This window comes from Erythrobacter sp. JB1-7, from assembly GCF_057365015.1.
This window is the reverse complement of sequence record NZ_CP200291.1, coordinates 460557-486559: the sequence shown is the minus strand read 5'-3', so window position 1 is coordinate 486559 and position 26003 is coordinate 460557. Positions and strand designations below refer to the sequence as shown.

Genomic DNA, 26003 nt, shown 5'->3' with positions numbered 1-26003 from the left:
AATAACTCCGCTCATCCTGAGCTTGTCGAAGGATTGTCCTTCACTTGGGGTGTTCCGCTCAAAAGTGAAGAGCAGTGCTTCGATATGCTCAGCACGAGCGGAGTGAGGGTTAAAGATCAATCAGCATCCGCGTGGGATCTTCGATTGCTTCCTTGATGATTTTGAGCGCTGTCACAGCCTCGCGCCCGTCGATCAGGCGATGGTCGTAAGACAGGGCGATATACATCATCGGGCGGATCACCACTTCGCCGTTTACCGCGACGGGGCGGTCTTCGATGCGGTGGAGGCCCAGCACGGCCGATTGCGGCGGGTTGATGATCGGTGTGGACATAAGACTACCGAACACGCCGCCATTGGAGATGGTGAAGGTGCCGCCCTGCATATCGGCCATGGTCAGCGTGCCTTCTTTCGCGCGCGCGCCAAAATCGGCGATGTCTTTCTCGATGCGGGCAAAGCCTTTGTCCTGACAATCGCGGATCACTGGGACGACGAGGCCATTGGGCGCGCTGACCGCGACCGAGATATCGACATAGTCGTGGTACACGATCTCATCGCCCTCAATATAGGCGTTGACCGACGGCACATCTTTCAGCGCGAGGCAGGCTGCTTTTGCAAAAAAGCCCATAAAGCCCAGACGGATATCGTGCTTCTTTGCGAACAGGTCTTTGTATTTTGTGCGCGCTTCGATGACCGCGCTCATATCGACATCGTTAAAAGTCGTGAGCAGAGCAGCCTCTTCCTGAGCGCCTTTCAAACGCTTGGCGATGGTCTGGCGCATACGGGTCATTTTGACGCGTTCTTCGCGGCGTTCACCAGCTGGGGCGCCTGCGGCTGCGGGGGCCGGGGCCGATGCGGGAGAGGCTGCGGGCGCAGGCGCCGGGCTGTCGCTTTTTGCTTTGGCCGCTTCGAGCACGTCTTCCTTGGTGATCCGCCCGCCTTTGCCAGTGCCCTTGATGGTGGATGGATCAACCCCGTGTTCAAGCACCGCGCGCCGCACGGCGGGGGAAAGCGTTTGCGACGAATCTGCAGCGGCCTCGCTTGCCGCAGGTGCAGGCGTGTCCGCTTTGGCAGCGGCAGGTTTTGCCGCCGCGCCCGCTTCAACAACCGCGATAACCGCGCCCACTTCAACTGTATCGCCCACTTCGGCGCGGTGTTCAGACAACACGCCAGCGACAGTGGAGGGCACATCGACCGCGACCTTGTCAGTTTCAAGCGAAACGATCGGTTCATCCACGGCAACCGCGTCGCCGGGCTGTTTGAGCCATTCGCCAATAGAGCCTTCGGTGACGGATTCGCCGAGAGCGGGAACTGTGATTTCAGTGGCCATGTGTTTGGTCCTTAAGCCTTATCTGAAGAATTATTTCGAAAGCCCAAGCGCATCGGCGACAAGCGCCTCTTGCTGCTCGGTGTGACGTTTCGCAAGGCCAGTGGCAGGCGATGCCGATGCATCGCGGCCTGCATAAATCGGGCGCATGCCAGTATGGCCTGCCTTGGTGAGCGATGCCTCGATCTGATTGTCGACAAAGAACCAAGCGCCATTATTGCGAGGTTCTTCCTGACACCACACGACGTCCTTGAGGTTCTTCATCCGTTCAAGCCGGATCGCCAGCGGATCACCGGGGAAGGGGTAAAGCTGTTCAATCCGCACGATGGACACATCTTTCAAACCTTCGGCTTCGCGCTTTTCGTAGAGGTCGTAATAGACCTTGCCCGAACACAGCACGAGGCGTTTGACTTTATCATCGGCAATATCGGTGATGTCCGATTTGATCCGCTTAAACTGCCAATCACCCTGAAATTCTTCGCGCGCAGATTTCGCCAGCGGGTGCCGCAGCAGCGATTTGGGCGTCATAATCACCAAAGGCTTGCGGAAATTGCGCAGCATCTGGCGGCGCAGAACGTGGAAGTAATTGGCCGGCGTGGTGATGTTGCAGACCTGAATATTGTCATTCGCGCACAATTGCAGGAACCGTTCCAGCCGGGCAGACGAGTGCTCTGGCCCCTGTCCTTCAAACCCGTGGGGGAGTAGCATGACAAGGCCGTTGGCGCGCAGCCATTTTGCTTCACCGCTGGCGATATACTGGTCGATCATGATCTGCGCGCCATTGGCAAAGTCGCCAAATTGCGCTTCCCACAGGACGAGGCTTTTGGGGTCTGCCATGGCAAAGCCGTATTCAAACCCCAGCACACCGTATTCGGACAGAGTGCTGTCATAGACCTCAAATTTGCCATGCGGCAGGGTGGTGAGGGGCACATATTTGTGTTCGGTTGTCTGGTCGACCCATACGGCATGGCGCTGTGAGAACGTCCCGCGCCCGCTGTCTTGACCCGACAGACGGACATTATAGCCTTCCATCACAAGGCTGCCGAATGCGAGCGCTTCGGCGGTGGCCCAATCAAAGCCTTCGCCGCTTGAGAACATCTCGCCCTTAGCTTTAAGAACGCGGCTCAAGGTTCTGTGAATATTCACATTTTCAGGAACGTCGGTTAAGGTTCGGCCCAAAGCATCAAACGTCTTGGGCTCAATCGCGGTTTCGACATTGCGCCGCGCGGTTTCATCATCGGCGGGTTTGTTAAGGCCCGCCCAGCGCCCGCCAAACCAGTCCGCTTCATTGGCGGAATAGCTTTTGGCGGCTTCAAATTCATCCTCAAGCTGCGCGGCAAATTCCGCAGCCACGCTTTCGCGGTGGCCTTCGTCGATGACGCCTTCTTCGATCAGGCGCTCTTCATACACGCGGGAGACTTTGGGGTGTTTGCCGATCACTTCATACATGAGCGGCTGGGTGAATTTGGGTTCATCACCTTCATTGTGTCCGAACCTTCGGTAGCACCACATATCGATCACAACATCGCGGCCAAATTTCTGGCGGTATTCAACCGCCAGCTTGCACGCGAATGTCACCGCTTCGGGATCATCGCCGTTGACGTGCAGGATCGGGGCCATCACGCCTTTGGCCACATCAGATGGGTAGGGCGAGGACCGCGCGAATTTGGGCGAGGTCGTAAAGCCGATCTGGTTGTTGATGATAAAGTGGATGCAGCCGCCCGTATCGTAACCGGGCACACCGGATAGCGAGAGGCTTTCCCAAACCACACCCTGGCCAGCGAACGCTGCATCGCCGTGGATGAGGACGGGCAGGACGCTTTGCTTATCGTCCAGATCATCGCGGATAGCCTGCTGCGCGCGGCTTTTGCCAAGCACAACGGGGTTCACCGTTTCCAGGTGCGAGGGGTTGGGGGTCAAAGACATATGCACCGAAATGCCGTCAAATTCGCGGTCAGTGCTGGTGCCGAGGTGATATTTCACATCGCCCGATCCGCCCACATCTTCGGGGTTGGCGGTGCCGCCCGAAAATTCGTGGAAGATCACTTTATACGGTTTGGCCATCACATTGGCGAGCACGTTCAAGCGCCCGCGATGCGCCATGCCGTAAATGATTTCGCGCACGCCTGCTGAACCGCCATGCTTGATGACAGCCTCCAGGGCTGGAATCATCGATTCCCCGCCATCGAGGCCAAATCTCTTGGTGCCGACATATTTCTTGCCGAGAAACTCTTCGTATCCCTCACCGCGCAAAACCGCAGCCAGGATCGCTTTTTTGCCCTCCGGCGTAAACTGGATCGTATCGCCGGGGCTTTCAAATTTGTCCTGCAAGAACCGGCGTTCTTCGGTGTCGGCAATGTGCATGTATTCAAGGCCGACATTGCCGCAATACACTTCGCGCAGGCGGCTATAGAGCGCGCCAATTGTCGTCCATTCGAGGCCGAGCACATCGCTGACATAAACCTCTTCGGCTTCCATCCCTGCAAGGCCGTGAAATTCGAGGCTCAGGTCTTCGGGCTCTTCCCGCTCCGCCGAAAGGCCAAGGGGATCGAGATTGGAGGCCATATGTCCGCGCACCCGGTAGAGCCGCACCAGCGTCATCGCCTTGTTCGAGATATCGGCGGCGTGCTGCAGCGCATCCTGATCGAGCGGTTTGCCCGCCTTTTTCGCCGCTTTCTCAACCAGAACCCGCATTTGCGTGGGGTCCATCGCAGCCGCGAGATCTTCACCAGCGCCAGAGACGGAATCGAGCCATTTCGGATTGCCCCACGAAGGGCCGGGCTGCGGGCCTTCCTGATCGGACATTTCGGGGAGGAAACGGGGGGATTGTGTGTTCATGTCAATTGCCTCTGGGGAAGAGAGCAGGGATACCCCGCGCAAATGCGGGGTATCCCCTTAAATTCAGGCCATCTCTTTCAGCATCGCATCGAGCGTCGTGCCCAATTCTGATGGCGAGGGCGATACGCGGATGCCGGCATCTTCCATCGCGGCGATTTTATCATCCGCGCCGCCTTTGCCGCCCGACACAATCGCGCCTGCATGGCCCATACGGCGGCCCGGAGGCGCCGTGCGGCCTGCGATAAAGCCGACGGTGGGTTTGGAGCGGCCCTTGGCGGCTTCTTGCTTTAAGAATTCCGCCGCTTCCTCTTCGGCTGATCCGCCAATTTCGCCGATCATGATCATCGACTTGGTTTCGGGATCATCAAGATACAGGTCGAGCACGTCGATAAAGTTGGTGCCGTTCACCGGATCACCGCCAATGCCAACAGCTGTGGTCTGGCCAAGGCCCACCATGGTGGTCTGGTGCACCGCCTCATAGGTCAAAGTGCCCGAGCGCGAGACCACGCCGACGCTGCCTTTCTTGAAGATAGAGCCGGGCATGATGCCGATTTTGCATTCATCGGGAGTGAGAACGCCGGGGCAGTTCGGCCCGATCAGGCGCGAATTGCTGCCGGTGAGCGCAGCCTTGGCGCGCACCATGTCGAGCACGGGGATGCCTTCGGTGATGCAGATGATAAGCTCAATCTCAGCATCAATCGCTTCGCAGATTGCATCGGCGGCAAACGGCGGCGGCACATAGATGCAGCTTGCGGTTGCGCCGGTCGCCGCCTTCGCTTCGCGCACGGTGTTAAATTGCGGCACGCCGATATGCTCGCTTCCGCCTTTGCCAGGGGTCACGCCCGCCACCATCTGGGTGCCGTAGTCGATCGCTTGCTGCGTGTGGAATGTACCGGTGTTCCCGGTCATCCCTTGCGTGATGACTTTGGTGTCTTTGTTGATGAGAATGCTCATGGTGCATCACCTTCTTTATAGCTGGTGTGAAATTGAATGCCGGATAGCGGGTTGTTTTCCGTAGGCCGGAAATATTTAATCGTAAGCTGGTCGGCCCCGTTTTTGCCGCGCTTGTCTGCGTTATCGAGGTCGATCTGAAGCGCTGTTTGGCCATGCACCTGGGCCGCTTCCGGGACCGGAGCGCCAAAAAACGTGCCAATGTCTGAGGCATCCAAAGTGCGCGCCTCGTCATAATCCACGATGCTGCATGACTGGACGCTCGCGCCATCTTTTTGGGCAAGAGCGATGACAGCATACAGCGTTTCGCCAGCGACATCCTGCTGCATCACTGTGATGAAATCGGGGGCATCTGCGTCATAGCCAGCCGCCTGATTTTTTTGCCAGGCGCGCGATCCATGCGCGCCGGGGTGGCTGGATTTGCCGATGCCGTACCAGCCAAGCGAATAGAAATGTTCTAGAGCCTTTGCCGGATCAGGCAGAGCGAAGCAGGTGTTTTGAACCAGCGCAAGCACATCCTTCACCGGATAAGGCCTGGTTTCCGGATCGGGATATTCAGCGGTGAATTTGCGCAGGCTTAACAGGTAAAAGCCGGGGTAAAACACATCATCAGGCAGGTCGGTTTGGCCCGTATGCGCGTTGGTAAAGCGCGCGATTGTACGCAGATGCGTGGGCGATAGATCGTCCCAAATCCACACCCCATCGCGGCTGTTGCCGGGCGTGTTTTCGGCGCCAACGTCAACTTCCTTGCCAAACACCGCGCTGAGCAATTTGCCAGTGGGCATAAAGGGCAGGTCGGGGATCATCGTGACGCACAGGAAGGTCGCGGATTGCCCCGCTGATTGGTCTTCTGCCTGCGTATCCGCACGCGCGCCTGCATCAATTGGATCGGGCGCATCGAGGTTTTCGGCAAAGCCTTCGCCTCCGGCCTCATCACCGCTTACCGTGCGCAGGCCCATAAATTGGATAAGCTCCAACCCTTGCACCCGTTTGGTGAAGATGTTGACATTGCTTTTGTCGCTTGTGTCAGGATCGGCGAATTCGGCGGCTTTCCGCGCCAAAACGGGGTCAGTCCCCTCGCGCGCACTCCAGCCATCGCTAAGCAGATCGGCACCAGGTTGATAGCCATTGGCAGCGGGGCAGTCGAGCAAGTGATCCTGCAACCCCTCAACCAAAGCAAGCGGCGTATCATGCGCGGCAGCGGGCGCGGCAAAAGGTGATGCCAACACCGCAAAAGCGGCAGCACAGGGTGCAAAAACGCGCATTACCGCCCTCCCAGCCATACGCCGGTTTCATAAACCCGCAGCGAATATTGACCGGCTTTGCTAAGCGAACGCTGCGCTGCACAGACCGCAAAATTGGTGCGAGCCGCAGCAAGGAAGATGTCCTTTTGAAAGCTTTCGCGATGTGGATCGTTTTCGCGCGCTACGGCGATGTCGAAACAGGTGCGCGCAATATCGAGATTGGCGGCGTCATCGACTTCCGGCCCGTCCAGCGCCGCATAGGAACGGATGATGCGAGTGCGGTTCTGCGCGCGCCAATCGACACAGGCGCGGTAAGATACGCCCGGCTCGACACTGAAAACCTGCGTGTCCCGGCAATAGAGCCGCTGCTCCTGCTCCGCTTCGGTATCGAAACGCTCAGCCACCTCCTGCCGATCCACCTCGCGCGCATGGGCAGGCGCGGTGAGCAAAGCAGGCGTTACCGCCAGAAGGGCAAGGGGCGCGCGCATTGTCAGCTGCGGGTGGCTTTGGTGTTGGTTTTAACTTCGATGGACAACAGTAAATCCCAGCAAAATTCTAGAATGGCTTTGAAGCAGAAATTAAGATGATCATGCGCGTTTGGTCAGTAACTTCCGGCTTTGTGAAACTCAGAAAAGCATAGTGCCAACCATCGCGCGTAGCTATTATTGCGCCGGATGGATCCTCCTCCAAAGTCAACGCTAGCTTGTTTGCAATTCTTGATCTCGCCTCGTCGATACTGGACACTTCGTTGACCCAGCCGATGATTACACAGCTATCGTTTTCTCCGCTCTGGCTATCGCCTATGGTTATGCTCGCCCCGTTCGGTAGTTTGCCAAACATTGATGGACCACCGCGATTGCGCCAACCTTGCTGGGTAATCTTATCGGTGTCGAACGCCTTGCCCGTTTTTGCTTCTTCGCAGGTATCAAACGCCTCAGAGAAATGGCCAGGCGTTGCTTCAATGAACGGTCTTTCTTGAGCGAGCGCAGCAGTGCTGGCCGCTAGGGTCAGCACTGCTGCGATTGACGCTTTGTATGAGCAGAAACTACGCAAGCGAGCTATCAAGCCCCTTACACGCCTCGAGCAATTCCTCGACCGCGTCGGTGCTCACTTTCAGGTTCGCCTTCTCTTCGTCGGTCAATTCAATCTCGACCACGTCTTCAGTGCCGCCTGCGCCGATGACGGTGGGAACGCCGACATACATGCCGTCAACGCCGTATTTGCCTGTCACATAGCTGGCAGATGGCAGGATGCGTTTCTGATCGCCCAGATATGCCTCGGCCATGGAAATCGCGCTGGTGGCGGGCGCGTAATAGGCTGAGCCATTGCCGAGCAGTTTCACAATCTCGCCGCCGCCTGCGCGGGTCCGCTTGACGATTTCATCGAGGCGATCCTCCGAAATGCCTTTGATCTTGGCCATATCCTTTACCGGGATGCCGTTGATCGTGGAATATGACAGGACCGGCACCATTGTGTCGCCGTGACCGCCAAGCACAAAGGCGTTTACGTCTTTCACCGAACAATCAAACTCCCAAGCAAGGAATGTCGCAAATCGTGCGCTGTCGAGAACGCCTGCCATGCCGACAACCTTGTTGTGGGGCAGGCCGGAAAATTCGCGCAAAGCCCAAACCATCGCGTCGAGCGGATTGGTGATGCAGATCACAAACGCGTCGGGGCAATTGTTCTTGATGCCTTCACCAACCGATTTCATCACTTTCAAATTGATGCCGAGCAGGTCATCGCGGCTCATCCCGGGCTTACGCGGCACGCCAGCGGTCACGATGACGACATCCGCGCCCGCAATATCGGCGTAATCATTCGAGCCGGTGATTTTGGCATCGAACCCTTCGATGGGGCCGCATTGCGACAGATCGAGAGCTTTACCCTGCGGCATACCTTCGGCGATGTCGAACAGGACGACGTCGCCCATTTCTTTCTTCGCAGCGAGGTGGGCAAGGGTGCCACCGATCATACCAGAACCGATAAGCGCAATTTTAGTGCGGGCCATAAATGGATTGTCCTTCCCAGATCCCATGGGACGGCAATTTCAGGTTCTGCTTTTGAGCGGGCAAATGTAACACAAGCGCCAGCGCGGTGATTTGCCCCGTCCCAAGCGGCAATGACACCTTAAAGCGGGTGCAGGGTTAGGCGGGTGCGGAGCCGATTGCAATGCACAAAAGCCCTTAGTTTACGGGTTTTTCTGCACATAGTTCGCAATTGCAATATGGGCTCGGGGTGAAGCGCTGCGGGCGACAATACCGTTACGGAAACTGGACCGGGATAGGGCGCGCCAAAAATGCGCGGATGAAAACGCGGATCAATCCGCGCCGACAACTTTGGGCGTGTCGCCTTCGCGTTCCTGCGCCAGCAGCATCGTCGCCAGATAATCGGGAACGGCGCGGCTGAAATAATACCCCTGTCCCAAAGTGCAGCCCGCCTCTTTCACGGTGCGCACTTGCTCAATTGTCTCCAACCCTTCGGCGACAATTTCCATATCGAGCGTGTTGCCCATTTCAGCGACAGCGCGAATGATAGCATCGCTTTTCTTGCCCACATGGGGGCCGGATACAAAGCTGCGATCCACCTTAATCTTGGACAGCGGGAATGTGTTGATATGCGCCAGCGATGAATAGCCGGTGCCAAAGTCATCGAGCGCGAATTGAATGCCGATATCCGACAATTCCTCGATGAAACTGGCGGTCGCGTGATTGTCTTCGATAAACAGGCTCTCGGTCACTTCGAGAACCATGCGGGTCGGATCAAGCTTTGCCTCGCGCAGGGCATTGCGGATACCCAGCGCCGCGCCGGGCGCGCGGATTTGCAGCGGTGACAGATTGACCGCAACGGTAATGTCTTCAGGCCAGGTCGCCGCCGTGCGCGCGGCCTGCGCCGTGATCCAATTGCCCAGCGTAACGATAACGCCTGTTTCTTCGGCCACGGGGATGAATTCATCGGGGCGCAGCTCGCCCTTTTCCGGGTGGAACCAGCGCACCAGCGCTTCGAAACAGCGGATTTGACCCGTCTCAAGATCAACGATGGGTTGATAGAAAATAGACAGCTCATCGCGCTGCAAGGCGGCGCGCAGTTCATCCTCGATTTCCCGCCGGCGTACCAGATCGCGTGTCATGCTTTTGTCAAAGAAGCAGGTCTGCGCGCGTCCGCCCACTTTGGCATGATACAGCGCCAGATCCGCGCATTGCATGAGGGAATCGGTGTCATTGCCATCCTCTGGCAGCAGCGCAACGCCCAAAGATGCGCGCACTTCGAGCCGTTCGCCATCCAGCCGCATGGGCCGCATGATCTCTGCATGAATTTCAGAAGCGAGCAATTCGGCATTCTTGCGGTCGGTGATCGGGCTGAACACGACAAATTCGTCCCCGCCAAACCGCGAAACTGTGCTGGTCGCTGGGCACACATCGCGCAGACGGCGGGCAACCTCGGTCAGCACTCTATCGCCGATGGGATGGCCCAAGAGATCGTTGACTTCCTTAAATCTGTCCAAATCGATCCAGATCAGCGCCAGCTGGCTTTCATCATCCAGCGACATCATCGTTTCGACCATGGAATGATTGAGGCCTGCGCGGTTCGACAGGCCGGTTACGACATCGGTGCGGGCGAGCACTTGCATTTTATCGGCCAGTTGGGCGCTGGTTTCAGCCGAGGCGATGGAATCGCGCAAGACCTTGAAAATGTTGACTGCAATCGAAAGCATACCTGCGATAAGGCCGAAAATCGTCACACCCAAAGCGACATAGGCGACTTTCCCGCTGACCAGACAGGCGAGCGCAATGGGCAGGGCGGCAAGGCACAATTGCCCCATCGCAATGGTCAACCGGCCAGCATTGCGGGCCGACACGCCCACGCCGTAGCACAGCGCATTGGCCACCAACAGCACGACCACCTCGGCCTCAGCCCCGATCAGCACCGTATAGGCGGCGGTGCATCCCAGTGCGAGAGCATAGCTGAACGCGCCAATTTCGTAGACGAGTTCGAGCATGGTGGTGGAATTGGCGACTTTGTCGGGCGACAGGCCAAAAGCGCAGCCAACGCGCGCGGCGCCAATCAGAAACAGGATCAGGCTGGCGGCGTACAATTCGGACGATTGCGATACCCACGCGGCGATGACAGCGGCGCTGATAGTCGTGAAGGCACCCACCGCCAGGCTGAGCGGTTGGGTGTAGAGCGTGCGCACGAGCAAACGCCGAACCCGCGCAGACACCTTATCGGTGCGCGTGCGCTGGGTTTGCAGCGTCCTTAATTTTCGTATTAGCCCGATCGCGCCCATGGCGAAGATGCTTAAAGCAAAGTGGTCAAGCCCGAGTTAACGCCCGCCCACATTCAACAAGAGCGCATGATATGAAGGGGTTAACCCGCGTTTCCCGGTGGTACTTCGCGGGTTTCATCGTCGGAATTGGCTGGTTTCATTAACCTTTGGCCATTCGGGAGGCCATTCGGGTGCGTATTTTGGGGCGCATCTGCGATCATCCGCCGGTCAAGCGCATAGGTGATTGCGGTCCACCAGTCATAGGCTTTGCGGTCGCCTTCGAAAAACGCCTGCTTTGCCCGGATGCGTGCCGCCCGTGCTGCGCCAAGGCCGTGCTGGCCAAAATGGCGCAAGGCGGCCTCAATCACTTTGTCTGACCCCGCATCCACAGGGATGGTTCCCGCGCCGGGTTTGCGCACCAGGCTTGACTTGCGATTATCATTGGCGGGTTTGCCCAACTTGACCCGGTCATGAGTGCCGGCGTTCCTCGCGCTGCCAATCCGCTTGTCCGCCACCCCGCTCACCATGATGGGATGGCAAACCAAAGCGCTGGGTTTGCCCTTTGCAGGAGCGAAATGAATGGTCATTTGGGGCGCTATCCGCGTTTGGCGCAGCACCTTTTCGCGGCGTTAGGGGCCGGGTGGGGGCGCAGAGCACAGGTGCTTGAAAATCAAGCCTTTGGATAGCGCCGAGCCCGCTAATATTTTGTGTGAAAACACAGTTACCAGATGCTTAAGTATAAGGCTTTGCGAGTTGAAAGGGCCTGCTGAAAGGGGCCGCTGAGAGGGACGCTTAATCCTGCTGCGGATCGGGCTTGTCGCCGGGGCGTTTCTTCCACTGGCCCGCATTGGTAAAATCTGATTTGACCGAACCTGAGCCCTTTAACGCCGGATCAGACAGCTGCGTCTGGGGCGCTTTGGGTGTTGCTGCAGGAGCGGGCGGGGTGCCCGATGCGGCGGCAGTTGGTGCAGGTGCATTCTCGGTAGCCGCAGGCGCGCCTTCGGTACCGGGTATGCCGGGCACATATCCGGGCTCCGTCCCAGATACCATGCCTGCTGCCGCCGTGCCCGAAGGACGCGGCGCTGTGCGGCCGCTTACAGCCGGTTCGACCCCGGCATAGCTGCCTGTAAAGGCCGCTTTCTCGCCCGCAGTGCCGCGGTTGCGATAGAAGCGGTGCGCCCCAATTGTGCCGACATGATCGAGCGAGCTGGCCCAATAGGGATTAACCCAAAGCGTGTGGTAATGGGTCGCATGGCCAATCGGGGCATAAACGCTGCCAGACAAAGCTTCCGATGCCAATCTGCGCGCTCTGTCCCAGCTTGCGCCGCGTGCCCGGCGTGACAGGCTGCCATCGCAGGTAAAGCTGAACTGGCACCCGGTGGAGCGCGTCGACCCTTCATAGACCACTCCGCACACGCTGCCGGGCCAGCTTGGATGCGCAACGCGGTTCAGCACCACTTGCGCAACGGCGCGCTGGCCAGCCTCACGCTCGCTTGCCGCTTCGTACCATATGGCCTGCGCCATACAGTCAAGCGCGCGCAAATGCGCAGGGCCTGTGCTGGAGGAAAAGAATGGCCGCGCCGCTGGCCCTGCATCAATCGCAGAGCCAAGCTTGCGCGCGCCTTCTGCGCCAGTGTCGAATGCATCGGTTGTCGGCAGGGCGAGCAATTTGTCCTTGGGCGGATCGCCCAGATAATAGAACGCTGATCCGGGAAAGCTTTGTCCGGGCCGCTCAAACGGCAATGCGGCCTTCACGATTTCGCGCGTGGCAAAATCATCATTGGCGGTTGGCGCATCGGCAGGCAGCGCGCCAAAATCACCCGGTGCGGCCATGGCAGGCACCGCGATGACCGCAGCAAGCAATAAAGCGCGTTTCTTGAAAGGCACCGCTTCGAATTGCTGACGCAAAGTGGGATGCTCGGATGCGGCGCTATCGGTTGGGGGGCCAGAGGTAGGGCCAGCGGCAAGATCAGGAGCAGGCTTTGCAGGCTGCGCGTTTTCCTCAAGGCCTGCTTCATCCGTTTCGCGCGGGGCCGCATCACCGGGCGCAGGCGCCACAAAGGGCGCTTTGAGCGGGGCGCTTTCGATCCCCAGATTGGCGCGTTCAAAGATGCGGGCTTTGGTCATTGCGTTTGGAAATTTGGGGCCGATAAACGGATTTCTGTGTCCTGAATTTGAAGTGTTGCTTGCACCCGGAGGCGCGCAGCTGCGCGTAGCGTGAAACCGGGCAGTCTCCGAGTTAACATATGCAACCTGTACAAAAAGCAAACAAGGCGCATCAGATTGTTAATTGGGTTTGGCGGACGGGGCTTGGTTGAACGGGTTTGGTAAACCGGGCCAGCTCTGCTTGCCTGTCAGCGTCACCATGCGTAACGCTGCCCCGCAACGTGACGGGATATCGAACTCAATCAGCGGCGCAATTCGCCTGGCGAAAGGCGATTGTCGCCCTTTTTGCGGGCCTTTTCGCGGCTTTTTTGGCGGCATGCAGCCCGCCGCAAACCGCCGCGCCTGCGGGCAATCCGCCCGGCGATAAACCCACAATCGTCAGCCTCAATCCGTGCCTTGATGCCATTCTCGTCGAGCTTGCCGGTCCTGACCAAGTGCTTGCCCTGTCGCATTACAGCCGCGATCCCGCATCCAGCTCCATCGCGCCAGATGTAGCCGCGCGCTACGGCGTCACCGGAGGGACGGCGGAGGAAATCCTCGCGCTCAAACCCGATCTGGTCGCTGCCAGCACTTTTATCGCGCCATCAACCAAGGCCGCTTTGGAGCAGCTGGGATTGCGCGTGGAAACCTTTGGCAGCCCGGCCACCCTCGATGAAAGCCTGACGCAGATTAAGCGGCTGGCACAGCTTTCGGGGCAAACCCGCGCGGGCAAAGCGTTAGAGGCACGCATCATGCGCGCTGTTCCATCCTTTGGCGCGGAGCCGCGCGGCGATCCTTCGCAGGTTAGCGCCATGGTATGGCAACCGGGGCAGATCGTAGCGGGCGAAACATCGCTTGTATGGGAGCATCTGGCCCGGTTCGCGCTTGCCAATCATGCGGCGCAAATGGGGCTGGGTCAGGCCGACCACGTGACTTTGGAAGCGATATTGGCCAATCCGCCCGACCTGCTGCTGGTGGCAGGCGATGCTGCGGGGCAAACGCATCCGCTGCTCGGGGAGCTTGATAACACCCGCATCGCCCGGTTTGGGCCAGAGCTGTTTTATTGCGGCGGCCCCAGCATGCCCAAAGCGTGGGAGCGGCTGGAACAGATCAGGCTGGATTTCGCGCTCAACCCGCCCGGCGACATGATCCATGATGAGAGCCGCCATGCGCACTAATGTGACGCTGTGCCTGATGCTCGGCCTGCTGCTGGCCGTGCTGGTGCCGCTGTCGCTGTTGGCGGGCAGAGTGTGGATTGATCCGTTCCATACCGGCGATAGCGGCGCGAATGCTGCGCTCATCCTGATGGAGCTGCGCCTGCCGCGCGCGGTGCTGGCTTTGACGCTGGGCGCAGGATTGGGAGCAGCAGGGGCCGCGATGCAGGGATATTTGCGCAATCCGCTGGCTGATCCGGGCCTGTTCGGCATTGCGCCGATGGCGGCATTGGGCGCGGTGATGTGGCTGTGGGCCGGAGCCGGAATTGCGGGCGGGGCTGTCTCGCTCCTCCCCGCCGGATGGGCCGCATACGGACTGCCCGCCTCTGCCTTAATCGGCGCGGCCACCGGTATGGCGCTGCTAGCCGCAATAGCGGGACGAACATCATCGGGCGCGGGCGGCGGACTTGCGCTGTTCACACTGGCCGGATTGATGATTGCCAGCCTCGCAGGCGCGCTCACCGCGCTTGCCATAACGCTTGCGCCCAATGCCTTTGCGATGAGCCAAATCGTGCTGTGGCTCAACGGGGCTTTAACCGACAGATCCTGGGCCGAGGTCTGGATCGCCGCCCCCTTAACGCTGGCGGGCATCGCTGCGCTGATGCTGACGGCGCGCCCGCTCGATGCGCTGACTTTGGGAGAGGATGCCGCGCGCTCCATGGGCGTGAACCCTGCGCGCCTGCTCGTATTGCTGGTTTTGGGCGTGGGGTTGACTGTGGGGGCAGGGGTCGCGGTGGCGGGCATTGTCGGATTTGTCGGGCTGATCGTCCCGCATCTGGTGCGCCCGTTAACCGACCGTATGCCTTCCAGCCTGATCGTGCCCAGCGCGCTTGCGGGCGCAGCGCTTGTCCTGATAGCCGATTGCGCGGTGCGAGTGCTGCCTTTGGTGACAGAGCTGCGGCTGGGCATTGCCCTGTCGCTGATCGGCGCGCCGTTTTTCTTGTGGCTGCTGATCCGCATGCGCCGGGGGCAGCTATGAGCGCGCCGCTTTCGGTCCGCAAGCTGTCGCTGATGCGCGGGGGTAAGCGCGTGCTGGAGGATATCTCTGCCGAGTTCACCCCCGGCACCATCACCGCGATTGTCGGCCCCAATGGCGCGGGCAAATCCTCGCTGTTGATGGCGTGTGCTGGGCTGTTGGAGCCATCCCAGGGCGAGGTGCAATTTGGCGGCAAAGCGCTGCCCGATTATTCGGCGCAGGCCCGCGCGCGCGCACTGGGATATCTGCCCCAATCAGCCGAGATCGCGTGGGATGTGACTGTCGAGGCTCTGGTGAAGCTTGGCCGGATGCCGCATGGCGATGCGCGCTCACCTGCGGGAGCGGAGGCGGTGGAGGCCGCTTTAACCGCGCTCGATTGCGCAGATTTGCGCCGCCGCCGCGCGCATCAGCTATCGGGCGGAGAACGCGCGCGGGTTCTGCTCGCGCGGGTGCTGGCGGGCCAGCCGCAATTTATCCTCGCCGATGAACCGCTCGCCAGCCTTGATCTGGCGCACCAGCTCAATCTGCTCGCGCATCTCAAATCCTGCGTGAAAGGTGGCACGGGGGGCGGGGATACGGGCGCCGTGATGGTGCTGCACGATCTGGCCTTGGCGATGAACCATGCCGATCATGTGATTGTGCTCGATAAAGGACGCCTTGCGATTGCCGGGCCGCCCGGTGCCGCGTTGTCGCCGCAAATCATCGGTGATGTGTGGGGAGTAGAAGCGCAGTGGACCGGCGATGCGGGAGCGCGCGCTCTGATCGTTAAGGGATAGCGGGTTGCCATTCTGGCCATCACGCAATCGAGCGCACCGCAAGCGGGCAGAACCAGCGCGACGTGTCCAATTTTCGAAGGCCAATTCCGCCCGCAATCGGGCTCTTTAAACAGGTCTGAAGTACCTAAGGTGCGACCCGAAAGGCGACAGCAAAGACTCGCAAAGAGGACTATGAGAGTACGGTTTTCTGCGGGTTTCACGACTACAGGTTTTCTATAGGGCTTGCTGGGAAGGGCATGCGAAATATGCAAGTTCATGTGAAGTTCTTGGCTGGTTTCCCTAACGTCAGCTACGAAGCGGATTCTTCGCAATGACCCGGCAAAATGACCTCTTCAGCGATCTAGGCAGCAATCCAAGCGATGATGCGCATAATGATGCGCCCAATGGCACGGGCAACGATTCTGGCCGCCGCGATGCTCTGACCCGGCGATGGTTCGCGCTCACCCGTGAAACCCTGCCCAATCTGGCAAAGACACGCAGCTGGCCGATCAGCGCAGATCACTGCTTTATGCGCGTGTTGCTCGACAATTCCTGCGGGGGCAAGTGGCGCGATTTTGTAAAAGCGCCGGCCTACCGGAATGCGCCGCTGCAGGTGCTGGAGCGGGCCGTGGCTTTGGGCGAGGCCGTTGCGCGCGGCGAGGCGGATTTGCGGGAGCTGAATGCGCGCTCGCTTGCGTGGCGGAGGAAGGGGTGAGGGGACTTGCCGTGTGCGGGATAAGCGGCGATGAGGTAGATGATGGAAAATGATTATCCGAAGTGGGAGGACCTTTTTGCTTGGTTCAGAGACCAACAGCCTGACTTTGGAGACGTAATCTCGTTGCGCAGTGCTTTGCGCGTACTTCCGCTTTCGTTTGATCCATCAAATTGGCGCGATGACAATGTTGATCCGGCATTTGTTCAGAATGTCCTTCGATCTATTTCCGTTGCTGCTGCTGTGCATAGCGCGCCAAAGCTCGGCGATGTGCGGGCCATTGCCGCAGCTGAGGGAGCCGGTCGGTCTTTGCGGTTGTCGCAATCAAGTATGAACGAAGACTCATTTGCGCCAGGAGAGGTGGAGTTCGCCGCCACAAACGCGGTAGTCAACGCCTCCGATTCCGCCATGAGCGCAGTCGTGGTAACTAGCCATGTGAGCGATCGTTTCCAGGGAGACGAGGTCTTAGAAGGTCGCGCGCGCGCTGGCGCAGACGCCGTCCAATTTGCTGCGTCTGCAGCTAGGGAAGCCAGTTATGCGGCAGACGATATCTGGGATAGTACTGAAGGTGACCGAGCAGCCCTGAACATCGATGAGGCGCACTACAAAATCTCCCGCTCTAGGCTTTGGCGGAAAAAACCAGATTGGTTTCGAGAAAGTTGGGGTCGGGCAGCCCAATGGCTCTCGCGCCCAGAGCATGGTTTCGCGATATGGCGCGAGTGGTATTACGGTCGCCTTGAGGGCCTGCCTCATGCTTTCGCCGATTTCGACGACGAAGCGGATGAGAAGTTCTACCGCTGGATCATCGATCAAGACGACGAATGGTGGAGACGCGAACCGCGCGAAGTAAACGCAGACATCACCGCGTTCGTTGATGCTCTAAGACTGTCCAATCAAAACCAACAAGCTAGCAAAGTCACGGGGGCGTTCGAGCCTCAGGGCGGCCAGCTTGACCTCCAGTCTATCCTGGACCGGTTGACTGCCGTCGAGACCTCTAACCAAACGATTGCCGCTGAAGATATTCCAAAGCTTAAGGCAGCCCTCCAAGAGACGCGGGAGGCCTCACTTTATGCACTCGATGAAATGGATCGGCCAGCCATTGGTCACAATTCCGGCGCATTTGAAGATGTCGGTCCGGTTGATGATCTGACATTTCCAGTGGACGCGGTTGGCAAAATTGAGGAGCAATTGAAAGCTATCGATAACCGCTTGCTTGCGCTGCAAGCGGACTTGGACAAGCCGCAGCCCACGAAAGGAGAGGTGGCTAAACAGGGGAAGGGCCTCGCTCAGAGCCTTGATAAGATGCGCAAGATCTCTCCTGAGTTTTTCAAAGGCCTTGAGGCAGAGTTTGGCAAACAGCTTGGTAAATGGTCTGCTTTCGGCCTTTTTCTTTTGGTGATGAAGCTTTCGGGGCTTCTGAGTCTTATTGTGTCAGCCGTGGGCGGGTAGTCTCGCCGAATACCCACCCCGCTGCGACTAAGTTCGCTTACGCTCTCTAAGTCTTGCTGCCCCTCCCGCGTGCGGGAGGGGGTAGGGGTAGGCGAGATTGGCGGGAGCTTTGCGGTTTCCCAATCATTGTAAAACAGACCGCTTACATCCAAGTGGTGGACACGTGACCGCGTCCACGCCTACGCCCCTTTACTTATGTGAACATTTCCGGAACACAGCGCCCATGTCCCTAACCAAAATCTCCGTTCGTGGTGCCCGTGAGCATAATCTCAAAGGCATTGATATCGATCTTCCGCGCGATGCCTTGATTGTTGTGACGGGGCTTTCGGGCTCGGGTAAATCCTCTCTCGCGTTCGATACGATCTATGCTGAGGGGCAGCGGCGGTATGTGGAATCGCTTTCCGCTTATGCGCGGCAGTTTCTTGAAATGATGCAAAAGCCCGATGTCGAGCATATTGACGGGCTTTCGCCGGCGATCTCCATCGAGCAGAAGACGACCAGCCGCAATCCGCGCTCTACTGTGGCGACGGTCACTGAGATTTACGATTATATGCGATTGCTCTGGGCGAGGGTGGGCGTGCCCTATTCGCCTGCGACCGGCAAACCGATTGAGGCGCAAAGCGTTTCTCAAATGGTAGACCGGGTGATGGAGCTGCCTGAGGGCACGCGCGCCTATCTTCTCGCGCCGGTCGTGCGGGGGCGCAAGGGCGAATACCGCAAGGAAATGGCCGAATGGCAAAAGGCAGGCTTTACCCGCGTGCGGATCGACGGGGAGCTTTACCCAATTGAAGAAGCGCCCGCGCTCGATAAGAAATTTAAGCACGATATCGAGGTTGTGGTGGACAGGCTCGCGGTGAAAGCCGGGCTGGAGACGCGGCTGGCGGATTCCTTTGAGACAGCTTTGAAGCTGGCGGACGGGCTGGCTTATGTGGATTTGGCGGATGGGACGGTGGCTGAGGCCATGGCCGAAAGCCAAAAAACCGCTCGCCCTGAGCCTGTCGAAGGGCCGTCCTTCACTTCTGCCGACAGCTCCAAAAAGAAGGACGGTGCTTCGACAAGCTCAGCACGAGCGGAAAAGGGAGGGAATCTCAAAGGCGCTGGAGTGCCAGAAAACCGGATCGTGTTTTCGGAGAAATTCGCCTGCCCGGTATCAGGCTTCACCATTGAAGAGATCGAACCGCGCCTGTTCTCCTTCAACTCGCCTCAGGGTGCATGCCCGACCTGCGACGGGATTGGTGAAAAACAGCTGTTTGATGAGCAGCTGGTGGTGCCCAATGAAGCGCTGACTTTGAAACAGGGCGCGATTGCTCCGTGGGCGAAATCGAACCCGCCTTCGCCTTATTACATGCAGGTGCTGACTTCGCTCGCCAAGGCGTATGATTTCACTGTGACGACCCCGTGGCGCGATCTGGAGCCCGATCAGCGCATGATTATCCTGCACGGCACAGGCGGGATGCCGGTGCAGCTGACGTTTAAGGATGGGCGCAAAAGCTACACCGTGAACAAGCCGTTCGAAGGCGTGATCGGCAATCTCAACCGGCGCATGATGCAAACCGAAAGCGCGTGGATGCAGGAGGAACTGGGCAAGTTCCAGACCTCGCAAGCGTGCGAGGCGTGCGGGGGCAAACGGCTGAATGAGAAAGCCTTGGCGGTGAAAGTGGCGGGCACGGACATTGCAGAACCCGTCGCGATGAGCGTGTCGGATGCGAAAGCGTGGTTCCTTGGCCTGGATGACAAGCTGACCGATCAGCAAAGCCAGATCGCCAAGGCCATTCTGAAAGAGATCAATGAACGGCTGGGTTTCCTCGACAATGTCGGCCTCGATTACCTGAACCTTGACCGCACCAGCGGCACTTTGTCGGGCGGGGAAAGCCAGCGCATCCGGCTTGCGAGCCAGATCGGCAGCGGTTTGTCGGGCGTGCTCTATGTGCTTGATGAACCCAGCATCGGCCTGCACCAGCGCGACAATGACCGCCTGCTGGAAACATTGAAGCGCCTGCGCGATCTGGGCAACACCGTGATTGTGGTCGAGCATGACGAGGATGCGATCCGCCAGGCCGACCATGTGGTGGACCTTGGACCCGGTGCCGGCGTTCGCGGGGGCGAGGTGGTGGCGCAGGGGACGCTCAAACAGATCCTGCGCTCCAAGAAATCGCTCACCGCTGATTATCTGACCGGACGGCGGGAGATTTCGGTCCCCAAAAAGCGGCGCAAAGGCAATGGCCACAAGCTGACTGTCAAAGGCGCGGCCGCCAACAATCTCAACAATGTCACAGCCTCCATCCCGCTGGGCACATTCACCTGCATCACGGGCGTGTCAGGCTCGGGCAAATCCTCCTTCACCATCGACACGCTCTATGCCGCCGCCGCGCGCACGCTCAACGGCGCGCGCATTATCGCGGGCAAGCATGAGGCGGTCACGGGCCTCGAATATTGCGACAAGGTGATCGAGATCGACCAATCCCCCATTGGCCGCACCCCGCGCTCCAACCCGGCCACATACACCGGCGCGTTCACCAATATCCGCGACTGGTTCGCAGGCCTGCCCGAGGCCCAGGCGCGAGGATACAAGCCGGGCCGCTTCAGCTTTAACGTGAAAGGCGGCCGCTGCGAGAAATGCACGGGCGATGGGCTCATCAAGATCGAGATGCACTTCCTCCCCGATGTTTATGTAACCTGTGAAGAATGCGGCGGAAAGCGCTATAATCGCGAAACTTTGGAAGTGAAATTCAAAGGGCTCTCCATCGCCGATGTGCTCGATATGACGATTGAGGATGCGGAAGAGTTCTTCAAGGCCGTCCCCCCGATCCGCGACAAAATGCGGATGCTGAACGAGGTGGGGCTGGGCTATGTCAAAGTCGGCCAGCAAGCGACCACCCTGTCAGGCGGCGAAGCGCAGCGGGTGAAACTTGCGAAGGAACTCGCGAAACGCTCCACCGGGCAGACGCTTTATATCCTCGATGAGCCAACCACCGGGCTTCACTTTGAAGATGTGCGCAAACTCCTCGAAGTGCTGCACAGGCTGGTGGACCAAGGCAATTCGGTCGTGGTGATCGAGCACAACCTTGATGTGATCAAAACCGCCGACTGGATCGTGGACCTGGGCCCGGAAGGCGGCGTGCGCGGCGGCGAGATTGTGGCGGAGGGCGTTCCCGAGGAGATCGTTCGCGAGCCCCGCAGCTTTACGGGCAAATATCTGAAACCTCTATTGAAAGCGCAACACGGGAACGAGCCTGCCCCGGCGTAGGCCGGGGCCGGAGGATGACGGATCGGAGCGAAACCTCAAGCCGCCGCTTTGCTGCCGATCGCATCGCCCAATTTGCTCTGAAGCCCGCGCGCATCATCGCATACCTCATCATCTTCGCCGCATGCCAAAAGCTCGACAAATTTCTCTGCATTGATGGCCACATCATCGGGGCCGATCTGGTCAAAGGGATCTTCCAGATGGGTTTGGATATTGTCCAATCCCGTCAGGATCACCGCAAATAAAACCGGCATCACATAAGTCAAAACGGGGGCCTGATACTCGATGGCACAAAACGCGAAAAACGGTCCATAAATCAGCGGTAAAAGCACAATGAAGACATCGCTGAATGCGCGCAAAGTGCGCGGTGTGCGGTATTGGTAGATATGTTTGACGCTTTCAAACGCGACGATCATTTTGGAGACGTATTGATTGCACCGGCTGCATTCTCCGCTTGCCAGCCCTTCGCTGCGCATCCGTTTTACAAAGCCGGAAAGGTCAGAAAATGCAGCGTAAACCGCGCGTTCTGTCTGCGGCATATCGACACGGTCGCTTTTGAACATCGCGCGGCATGACCGAAGCAATTCGGCCAAGGCGCGCTCGATATGGCGAAGACGTTCTTCTTTGGCGCCGCTGCCGTCATCAGGCAGCCAATCGCGTGCAGCGAAATAGAGCGCGCGGCCATGCGCTTTGATCGTGCCGTAATCATCCAGCGCAGATTCTCGGCGCTTGTATGCGTGACCAATAGAAAACACGATCGGGAAGATCACCGCGGTCGAAATGATCGTGAGCGGGTAATCGGCTACCAAATTGAGCCGCAGGCAGGCCCAAGTGGACGCAATTGCCAGAATGACGACAAGCAGCGATTTGATATTGATTACCAGCCCAATGCGGGAAAAGCGTTGCCAGAACATGGTAGTTGAGCCCCTGATTTAATGCCTTTGCTTCGGGCAATAGGAGCGGGAGTTTGATTTGTGGTTAACGCTTTGCCTTGGGTGGTTAGGTGTTTTGCAATGCCAACAAATCGCGCAGATCAGATCGGCACCCGAAAAACTTTCGAGCCATTCGCTTCGAGAGGCATTGGGCGGTGCAGTCTTAATGAGGAATGAGTGTATGGCATCGCACGACCTTTCTTAAAGGACACCCTTATTTCTGACTGCCATCGAATGGCAGTTTGTGCTCGCCTAGCGGCTCGCGAGGTGGCCTTCGGCCGTCTCTGCTTCGCTGCGACTCCTCGCTCCCCTCACGCGGGCGGGAGGGGTTGGGGGTGGGTTTGGCTTGGAGGCCCTCCTCCCAATAGACACAACCTCGTCATCCCGGCGTAGGCCGCGACCCAGCTTCTTCTTTCAGTGCTTACCGCTCTAGAGCCCGGCCTTCGCCGGGGTGACGGTCGGCGCGGAGGCGAAGCTTCTTCGCTCACCCCTTCCTCCGCGTCTCCCTTTCCTTTGCGCTCTCTGCGCGAAACCCCTCGCACGCCGAGCCCATCACGCTGGATCCCCGCCCTTCGGCAGGCTCAGGAGAGCCCTGCGCGGGAATGACTAGGGGTCGGGGATGACGCTGATGGCTTGGGTGATGGCTTGGGTCTGAACCACGCTCGTCCTGAGTTTGCCAACGGACTGTTCTTTCTTCTGCTCTCGGACTCATAGAGAAGTGCGGTCCTTCGACAGGCTCAGGACGAGCGGAGTGGGGCCGCAGCTCGACCTCCCACAACCCCCATTTTCCTACTCCCCCAAAACCGTATAACTGGTTCGGCTCCCAAACTTCCAAGGAGCCAACAATGTCCAACACACCCACTTACCCCCCGCGCCATCGCGCGCCGTCTTTGCCGGCTTTGATTGAGGCGCTTCCTGAGGACACGGCTCGGCCGCAGCAGAGCCAGTTTACGCGCGCCCGGCAGGGGGTGTTTTTGATGAACCTGGCGGAGACGGGCGAAGTGCGGATTGCGGCGCGGGCGGCGTCTGTGTCGCATCAGACGATCTATCGGCTGCGGCGCACGTGCCGGGCGTTTCGGCTGGGCGTTGATGCAGCGCTGGTGATTGCGCGCGAGCGGGCGGAGGACTTGCTTGCCAGCCGCGCGATGCACGGGGTGGAGGAGCAGGTCTATTACCACGGCGAAGTGGTGGCGACGCGCAGGCGCTATGATGCGCGGCTGCTGCTGGCGCATCTCGCGCGGCTCGACAAGAAAGCGCAAAGCGAGGATGTCGCGCAGCTGGTGGGCGAATTTGACGCGGTGGTCGCGGCGTTTGAGGGCGCCAGTGATGGCTCGGATGAGGGCGCGTTGACAGGTGCAAGCGCCCGCGCGCGGCGGGAGCGTGAGAGCGTGGAGCTGGACCTTACCGAGATTGTGCTGCCCACATGCGCTGACAGCGCGGCCGTTGCGGCGCAGAAAGAGGCGAATGATAGCGGCGGTGAGGGAGGCTCTGAGAAGGGCGAGAATTTACCCTTAGGACAGTGTAACATGCGGTCCATGTCTCGGGCCATGTCTCCAGAAACTGACAGTCTGGAGGACACACTGGAAGAGGCGGATACAGGCCCCGGATCGCTGGAGGCGCGGCTGTCCGCGATGGAAGCAGCCCGCCCCGAAACCGCCATGCGCCCCGCTCAGCGCGCGACCAGCACCGAGCGGACAGATGCGATAGAATGGGCTGAATTGCTCGCCTTTGAAGCGGGTGAGCGCGAGTGGTGGAAAGCCGAACCTGGCGCTGGAGAGGCCTCTAGCTCAGCAGATCGCGCAGATCAGGACGCGACTTGTGAACCGCCACATAGTTGCAGAAACTGAACTCCTCCATCGTCCAGCTGTACTTGCGAAAGTCGACATTGCGGGGGAAGACCTTGCCAATCCAGTAGTCAGGCAGCAGCTCGTAGTAATCGCGGATGATGAACTTGGACCCTGTGTTGAACGCGCCAAACTCGAACTGGAGCGCTGCAACTCCTCCCTTGGCAAACACGCGTTTCGCCCCCTGGATGACTTTGAACTCATGCCCTTCAATGTCGATCTTGAGGAAGTCGATGGCGTCAATCGAATGGGTGTCGCAATAGGTGTCTAACGTGCTGATATCGGCTGTGAACTTGACCGAACGATGCTCTGGGTGACGCTTGGAATAGGATGTGAGCTGGTTGTTGTCGGGGTAGTAGTACATGTCCATCGTGCCGGCCTGGTCGGACAAGCCGTAAGGGTGGAGGAGCACGCGCTTGTCAGCGATGGCGGGGGCAAGATTGGCGGCGAACTCGGCTGCGGTTTCAGGAGCAACTTCGAAAGCGTGCACAGTGGCAGATGGGAAAGCGGCAAGCGCGGCGCGGGTGTATTCGCCGACATTGGCTCCGACGTCGAACACTGTGGTGAGATTGGCCGGAGAAAGGCGTTTGAGCAGGTCTGCCTCGCCGTTCTCATGGAACTCGGACCCGCGGTTGTTGACCGCATCATCGATGAAGGTCGCAGCCTTGTGCATGGCGCGCACGGGCAAAGCGGTGCGATTGGATGCGATGGTGCGAAAGACGCTGCGTTTGGCTGTGCCAAGAATGCCCATAGGTGCCCCCTATCGCCGGGATGGCGCTGGAATGGTGGCCTTGCCCGCGCTGCGCATCCCCATGGCGAGCACGGCAAAGCCGATGATGGTGGAGAAGTGCATGGTCTCAAACCCGATGACCTCAAATTGCAGCTTCATGGAGAAGAAGATGACGATTGCAGCGGCCATGACAAGCGGGATTGCGGGGCTGAGCAGAGCGCGCAGGAAGACGCGCAGCGCGGCATACAGCCAAACACCGACGAACAGCGCGAGGCCGACCCAGCCGGTGTGCACGCGGATCTCCATGAAGGTGTTGTGGAAGTTGAAGCCCATCCGGGTTGAGATGCCCATCATGCGCCACAGATGCTCTGCATCAAGGTTGCCGTGCAGCCAGAACGCGTTGTACCCGATGCCTAGCACCGGGGCATCGCGCATGATGGTGCGGCCATGCGCCCACAGGTCAACCCGGCCGGTCAGCCCGCGGTCTTTGCCGCTCGCGTCAAGGAACAGGTCGAACAGCGGAGGCAGCCAGAAGTCCATGGTCGCAATCGCGCCAAGCACGACCAGCACAGCGGCAATGAGAATGCCCGAACGCGCCTGGATCTCAAGCCTGCGTGAGGCGAGAAACGCGATGAGGCACCCTGCGGCAAGCGCGGTGGAGACAAGCGCGGAGGTCGCCTTGGCCATGTACAGGTTGAGCGCGAGGATCGGCATCAGCGCGGCGCAGAACGCGGCGAGCACCCAGCGCCGCTCGATCGTGAACAGCGCGCCTGCTGCAACCGTCGAGATCACGGCAAGCCCGGTGAAGTCGCCAAACGAGTTCTTGGACCCTGCAAGGCCGGCAAAGGCATCGCCAGCGCCATCGCCCCAGTGGACCATGCGGCCAAAAGCGAGGCTCATAATGGAGTAGAAAGCGAAAGCTGCGAACATGCCAATGACGAAGGAGCGCGCGCGCATCCCGCCGCCCAGCATCACGCCAGCGATGACGGTCAGCGTGTAGACTGCGCCGTAGTAGAGCGTGGTAGATGGCACAGGCGACCAGGCCGCCGAAAGCGTGACAAAGGCGGGCAGGGCAAGCAGCGGCCAGCACTGCGCGACCATGGGGTAGAGCCGCTCCCACCGCAGCGCCGCGAACGATCCGATGCACGCGATGATGACAAGCGGGGTCAGCGATCCGATCTGGAGGTTGAACAGCACCGCGGCAATGACGGCCGCGACCAGACAGGTGTCGATGATGGGCCATTGGCGATCGATTGCAAACTGCGCCTTGTCAGCCGACCGCTGAGGCGCAATCGCCCTTCGCTGGGCTGTGGGATGGCGAGTGGCGATTGCTGTAGGCTCCTGAAAGCACGCGTGAAATGCAGCCTTTCGCGTGCGGTTT

Annotated in this window: 20 protein-coding genes; 7 read left to right on the top strand and 13 right to left on the bottom strand. The window is 59.2% G+C overall.

Features of this window, described 5'->3' with window-relative positions:
- Window positions 1-109 precede the first annotated feature (109 nt).
- From odhB to AC0V6W_RS02310, 10 genes are all read right to left on the bottom strand, one after another.
- Window positions 110-1327 carry a 2-oxoglutarate dehydrogenase complex dihydrolipoyllysine-residue succinyltransferase gene (gene odhB / locus AC0V6W_RS02355; protein ID WP_486146766.1) on the bottom strand — a complete coding sequence of 406 codons (1218 nt, stop codon included), beginning with the start codon at window positions 1325-1327 and terminating at the stop codon, window positions 110-112.
- A gap of 30 nt (window positions 1328-1357) precedes the next feature.
- Window positions 1358-4162, bottom strand: a complete 2805-nt coding sequence (locus AC0V6W_RS02350) for a 2-oxoglutarate dehydrogenase E1 component (RefSeq protein ID WP_486146764.1) — start codon at window positions 4160-4162, stop codon at window positions 1358-1360.
- Window positions 4163-4225: 63 nt separating this feature from the next.
- Entirely contained in the window at window positions 4226-5116 is an 891-nt protein-coding gene (sucD, locus tag AC0V6W_RS02345) for a succinate--CoA ligase subunit alpha (RefSeq protein WP_486146762.1), read from the bottom strand.
- On the bottom strand, window positions 5113-6378 hold the full coding sequence (locus AC0V6W_RS02340) for a hypothetical protein (RefSeq protein ID WP_486146760.1): 1266 nt from the start codon (window positions 6376-6378) through the stop codon (window positions 5113-5115). The genes sucD and AC0V6W_RS02340 overlap by 4 nt, the downstream gene beginning before the upstream one ends.
- A complete protein-coding gene (locus AC0V6W_RS02335; protein ID WP_486146758.1) occupies window positions 6378-6845 on the bottom strand; it encodes a hypothetical protein in 468 nt (155 codons plus the stop codon). The genes AC0V6W_RS02340 and AC0V6W_RS02335 overlap by 1 nt, the downstream gene beginning before the upstream one ends.
- 67 nt (window positions 6846-6912) lie before the next feature.
- The gene (locus tag AC0V6W_RS02330) at window positions 6913-7371 is read right to left on the bottom strand and encodes a hypothetical protein (RefSeq protein ID WP_486146756.1); all 459 of its coding nucleotides are present in this window, start codon (window positions 7369-7371) and stop codon (window positions 6913-6915) included.
- A gap of 31 nt (window positions 7372-7402) precedes the next feature.
- On the bottom strand, window positions 7403-8365 hold the full coding sequence (gene mdh, locus AC0V6W_RS02325; RefSeq protein ID WP_486146754.1) for a malate dehydrogenase: 963 nt from the start codon (window positions 8363-8365) through the stop codon (window positions 7403-7405).
- A gap of 309 nt (window positions 8366-8674) precedes the next feature.
- A complete protein-coding gene (locus AC0V6W_RS02320) occupies window positions 8675-10642 on the bottom strand; it encodes a putative bifunctional diguanylate cyclase/phosphodiesterase (protein WP_486146752.1) in 1968 nt (655 codons plus the stop codon).
- An 80-nt stretch (window positions 10643-10722) separates the two neighbouring features.
- The gene (locus AC0V6W_RS02315) at window positions 10723-11208 is read right to left on the bottom strand and encodes a hypothetical protein (protein ID WP_486146750.1); all 486 of its coding nucleotides are present in this window, start codon (window positions 11206-11208) and stop codon (window positions 10723-10725) included.
- A 205-nt stretch (window positions 11209-11413) separates the two neighbouring features.
- Window positions 11414-12748: a cell wall hydrolase gene (locus AC0V6W_RS02310; RefSeq protein WP_486146748.1), complete on the bottom strand. Its 1335-nt coding sequence runs from the start codon at window positions 12746-12748 to the stop codon at window positions 11414-11416.
- A 260-nt stretch (window positions 12749-13008) separates the two neighbouring features.
- On the opposite strand from AC0V6W_RS02310, the gene AC0V6W_RS02305 reads away from it, so the two are divergent.
- The 6 genes from AC0V6W_RS02305 to uvrA all read left to right on the top strand — a co-directional run bounded on the left by AC0V6W_RS02305 (window position 13009) and on the right by uvrA (window position 21119).
- Window positions 13009-13944 carry an ABC transporter substrate-binding protein gene (locus tag AC0V6W_RS02305; RefSeq protein ID WP_486146746.1) on the top strand — a complete coding sequence of 312 codons (936 nt, stop codon included), beginning with the start codon at window positions 13009-13011 and terminating at the stop codon, window positions 13942-13944.
- The gene (locus AC0V6W_RS02300) at window positions 13919-14959 is read left to right on the top strand and encodes a FecCD family ABC transporter permease (RefSeq protein WP_486146744.1); all 1041 of its coding nucleotides are present in this window, start codon (window positions 13919-13921) and stop codon (window positions 14957-14959) included. The genes AC0V6W_RS02305 and AC0V6W_RS02300 overlap by 26 nt, the downstream gene beginning before the upstream one ends.
- Window positions 14956-15732, top strand: coding sequence for an ABC transporter ATP-binding protein (locus AC0V6W_RS02295; RefSeq protein WP_486146742.1), 777 nt, complete (start codon window positions 14956-14958; stop codon window positions 15730-15732). The genes AC0V6W_RS02300 and AC0V6W_RS02295 overlap by 4 nt, the downstream gene beginning before the upstream one ends.
- 310 nt (window positions 15733-16042) lie before the next feature.
- Entirely contained in the window at window positions 16043-16426 is a 384-nt protein-coding gene (locus tag AC0V6W_RS02290; protein ID WP_486146740.1) for a GCN5-related N-acetyltransferase, read from the top strand.
- Window positions 16427-16465: 39 nt separating this feature from the next.
- Window positions 16466-17872 (top strand): hypothetical protein, encoded by a 1407-nt coding sequence (locus tag AC0V6W_RS02285; protein WP_486146738.1) that lies wholly within the window; start codon window positions 16466-16468, stop codon window positions 17870-17872.
- A 223-nt stretch (window positions 17873-18095) separates the two neighbouring features.
- Window positions 18096-21119, top strand: coding sequence for an excinuclease ABC subunit UvrA (gene uvrA / locus AC0V6W_RS02280; protein WP_486146736.1), 3024 nt, complete (start codon window positions 18096-18098; stop codon window positions 21117-21119).
- Between the two features lie 35 nt (window positions 21120-21154).
- Here the strand turns inward: uvrA and AC0V6W_RS02275 are convergent, their stop codons facing one another.
- Complete coding sequence (locus tag AC0V6W_RS02275) at window positions 21155-22030, bottom strand: hypothetical protein (protein ID WP_486146734.1); 876 nt, start codon at window positions 22028-22030, stop codon at window positions 21155-21157.
- Window positions 22031-22893: 863 nt separating this feature from the next.
- On the opposite strand from AC0V6W_RS02275, the gene AC0V6W_RS02270 reads away from it, so the two are divergent.
- Window positions 22894-23895 (top strand): hypothetical protein, encoded by a 1002-nt coding sequence (locus AC0V6W_RS02270; RefSeq protein WP_486146732.1) that lies wholly within the window; start codon window positions 22894-22896, stop codon window positions 23893-23895.
- Here the strand turns inward: AC0V6W_RS02270 and AC0V6W_RS02265 are convergent.
- Together AC0V6W_RS02265 and AC0V6W_RS02260 are read right to left on the bottom strand one after the other, a co-directional pair.
- Complete coding sequence (locus tag AC0V6W_RS02265) at window positions 23831-24643, bottom strand: FkbM family methyltransferase (RefSeq protein ID WP_486146730.1); 813 nt, start codon at window positions 24641-24643, stop codon at window positions 23831-23833. The two genes, AC0V6W_RS02270 and AC0V6W_RS02265, sit on opposite strands and share 65 nt — an antisense overlap.
- 9 nt (window positions 24644-24652) lie before the next feature.
- Window positions 24653-25819 (bottom strand): O-antigen ligase family protein, encoded by a 1167-nt coding sequence (locus tag AC0V6W_RS02260; protein WP_486146728.1) that lies wholly within the window; start codon window positions 25817-25819, stop codon window positions 24653-24655.
- Window positions 25820-26003: the final 184 nt, after the last annotated feature.

Coding starts and splice junctions, on each gene's coding strand:
- AC0V6W_RS02350 (WP_486146764.1), bottom strand. CDS start 4,162: ATGAACACACAATCCCCCCGTTTCCTCCCCGAAATGTCCGATCAGGAA.
- AC0V6W_RS02270 (WP_486146732.1), top strand. CDS start 22,894: ATGTCCAACACACCCACTTACCCCCCGCGCCATCGCGCGCCGTCTTTG.
- AC0V6W_RS02295 (WP_486146742.1), top strand. CDS start 14,956: ATGAGCGCGCCGCTTTCGGTCCGCAAGCTGTCGCTGATGCGCGGGGGT.
- AC0V6W_RS02300 (WP_486146744.1), top strand. CDS start 13,919: ATGATGAGAGCCGCCATGCGCACTAATGTGACGCTGTGCCTGATGCTC.
- sucD (WP_486146762.1), bottom strand. CDS start 5,116: ATGAGCATTCTCATCAACAAAGACACCAAAGTCATCACGCAAGGGATG.
- odhB (WP_486146766.1), bottom strand. CDS start 1,327: ATGGCCACTGAAATCACAGTTCCCGCTCTCGGCGAATCCGTCACCGAA.
- AC0V6W_RS02285 (WP_486146738.1), top strand. CDS start 16,466: ATGATGGAAAATGATTATCCGAAGTGGGAGGACCTTTTTGCTTGGTTC.
- AC0V6W_RS02290 (WP_486146740.1), top strand. CDS start 16,043: ATGACCCGGCAAAATGACCTCTTCAGCGATCTAGGCAGCAATCCAAGC.
- AC0V6W_RS02340 (WP_486146760.1), bottom strand. CDS start 6,378: ATGCGCGTTTTTGCACCCTGTGCTGCCGCTTTTGCGGTGTTGGCATCA.
- uvrA (WP_486146736.1), top strand. CDS start 18,096: ATGTCCCTAACCAAAATCTCCGTTCGTGGTGCCCGTGAGCATAATCTC.
- AC0V6W_RS02315 (WP_486146750.1), bottom strand. CDS start 11,208: ATGACCATTCATTTCGCTCCTGCAAAGGGCAAACCCAGCGCTTTGGTT.
- AC0V6W_RS02335 (WP_486146758.1), bottom strand. CDS start 6,845: ATGCGCGCGCCCCTTGCCCTTCTGGCGGTAACGCCTGCTTTGCTCACC.
- AC0V6W_RS02275 (WP_486146734.1), bottom strand. CDS start 22,030: ATGTTCTGGCAACGCTTTTCCCGCATTGGGCTGGTAATCAATATCAAA.
- AC0V6W_RS02310 (WP_486146748.1), bottom strand. CDS start 12,748: ATGACCAAAGCCCGCATCTTTGAACGCGCCAATCTGGGGATCGAAAGC.
- AC0V6W_RS02320 (WP_486146752.1), bottom strand. CDS start 10,642: ATGGGCGCGATCGGGCTAATACGAAAATTAAGGACGCTGCAAACCCAG.
- AC0V6W_RS02265 (WP_486146730.1), bottom strand. CDS start 24,643: ATGGGCATTCTTGGCACAGCCAAACGCAGCGTCTTTCGCACCATCGCA.
- mdh (WP_486146754.1), bottom strand. CDS start 8,365: ATGGCCCGCACTAAAATTGCGCTTATCGGTTCTGGTATGATCGGTGGC.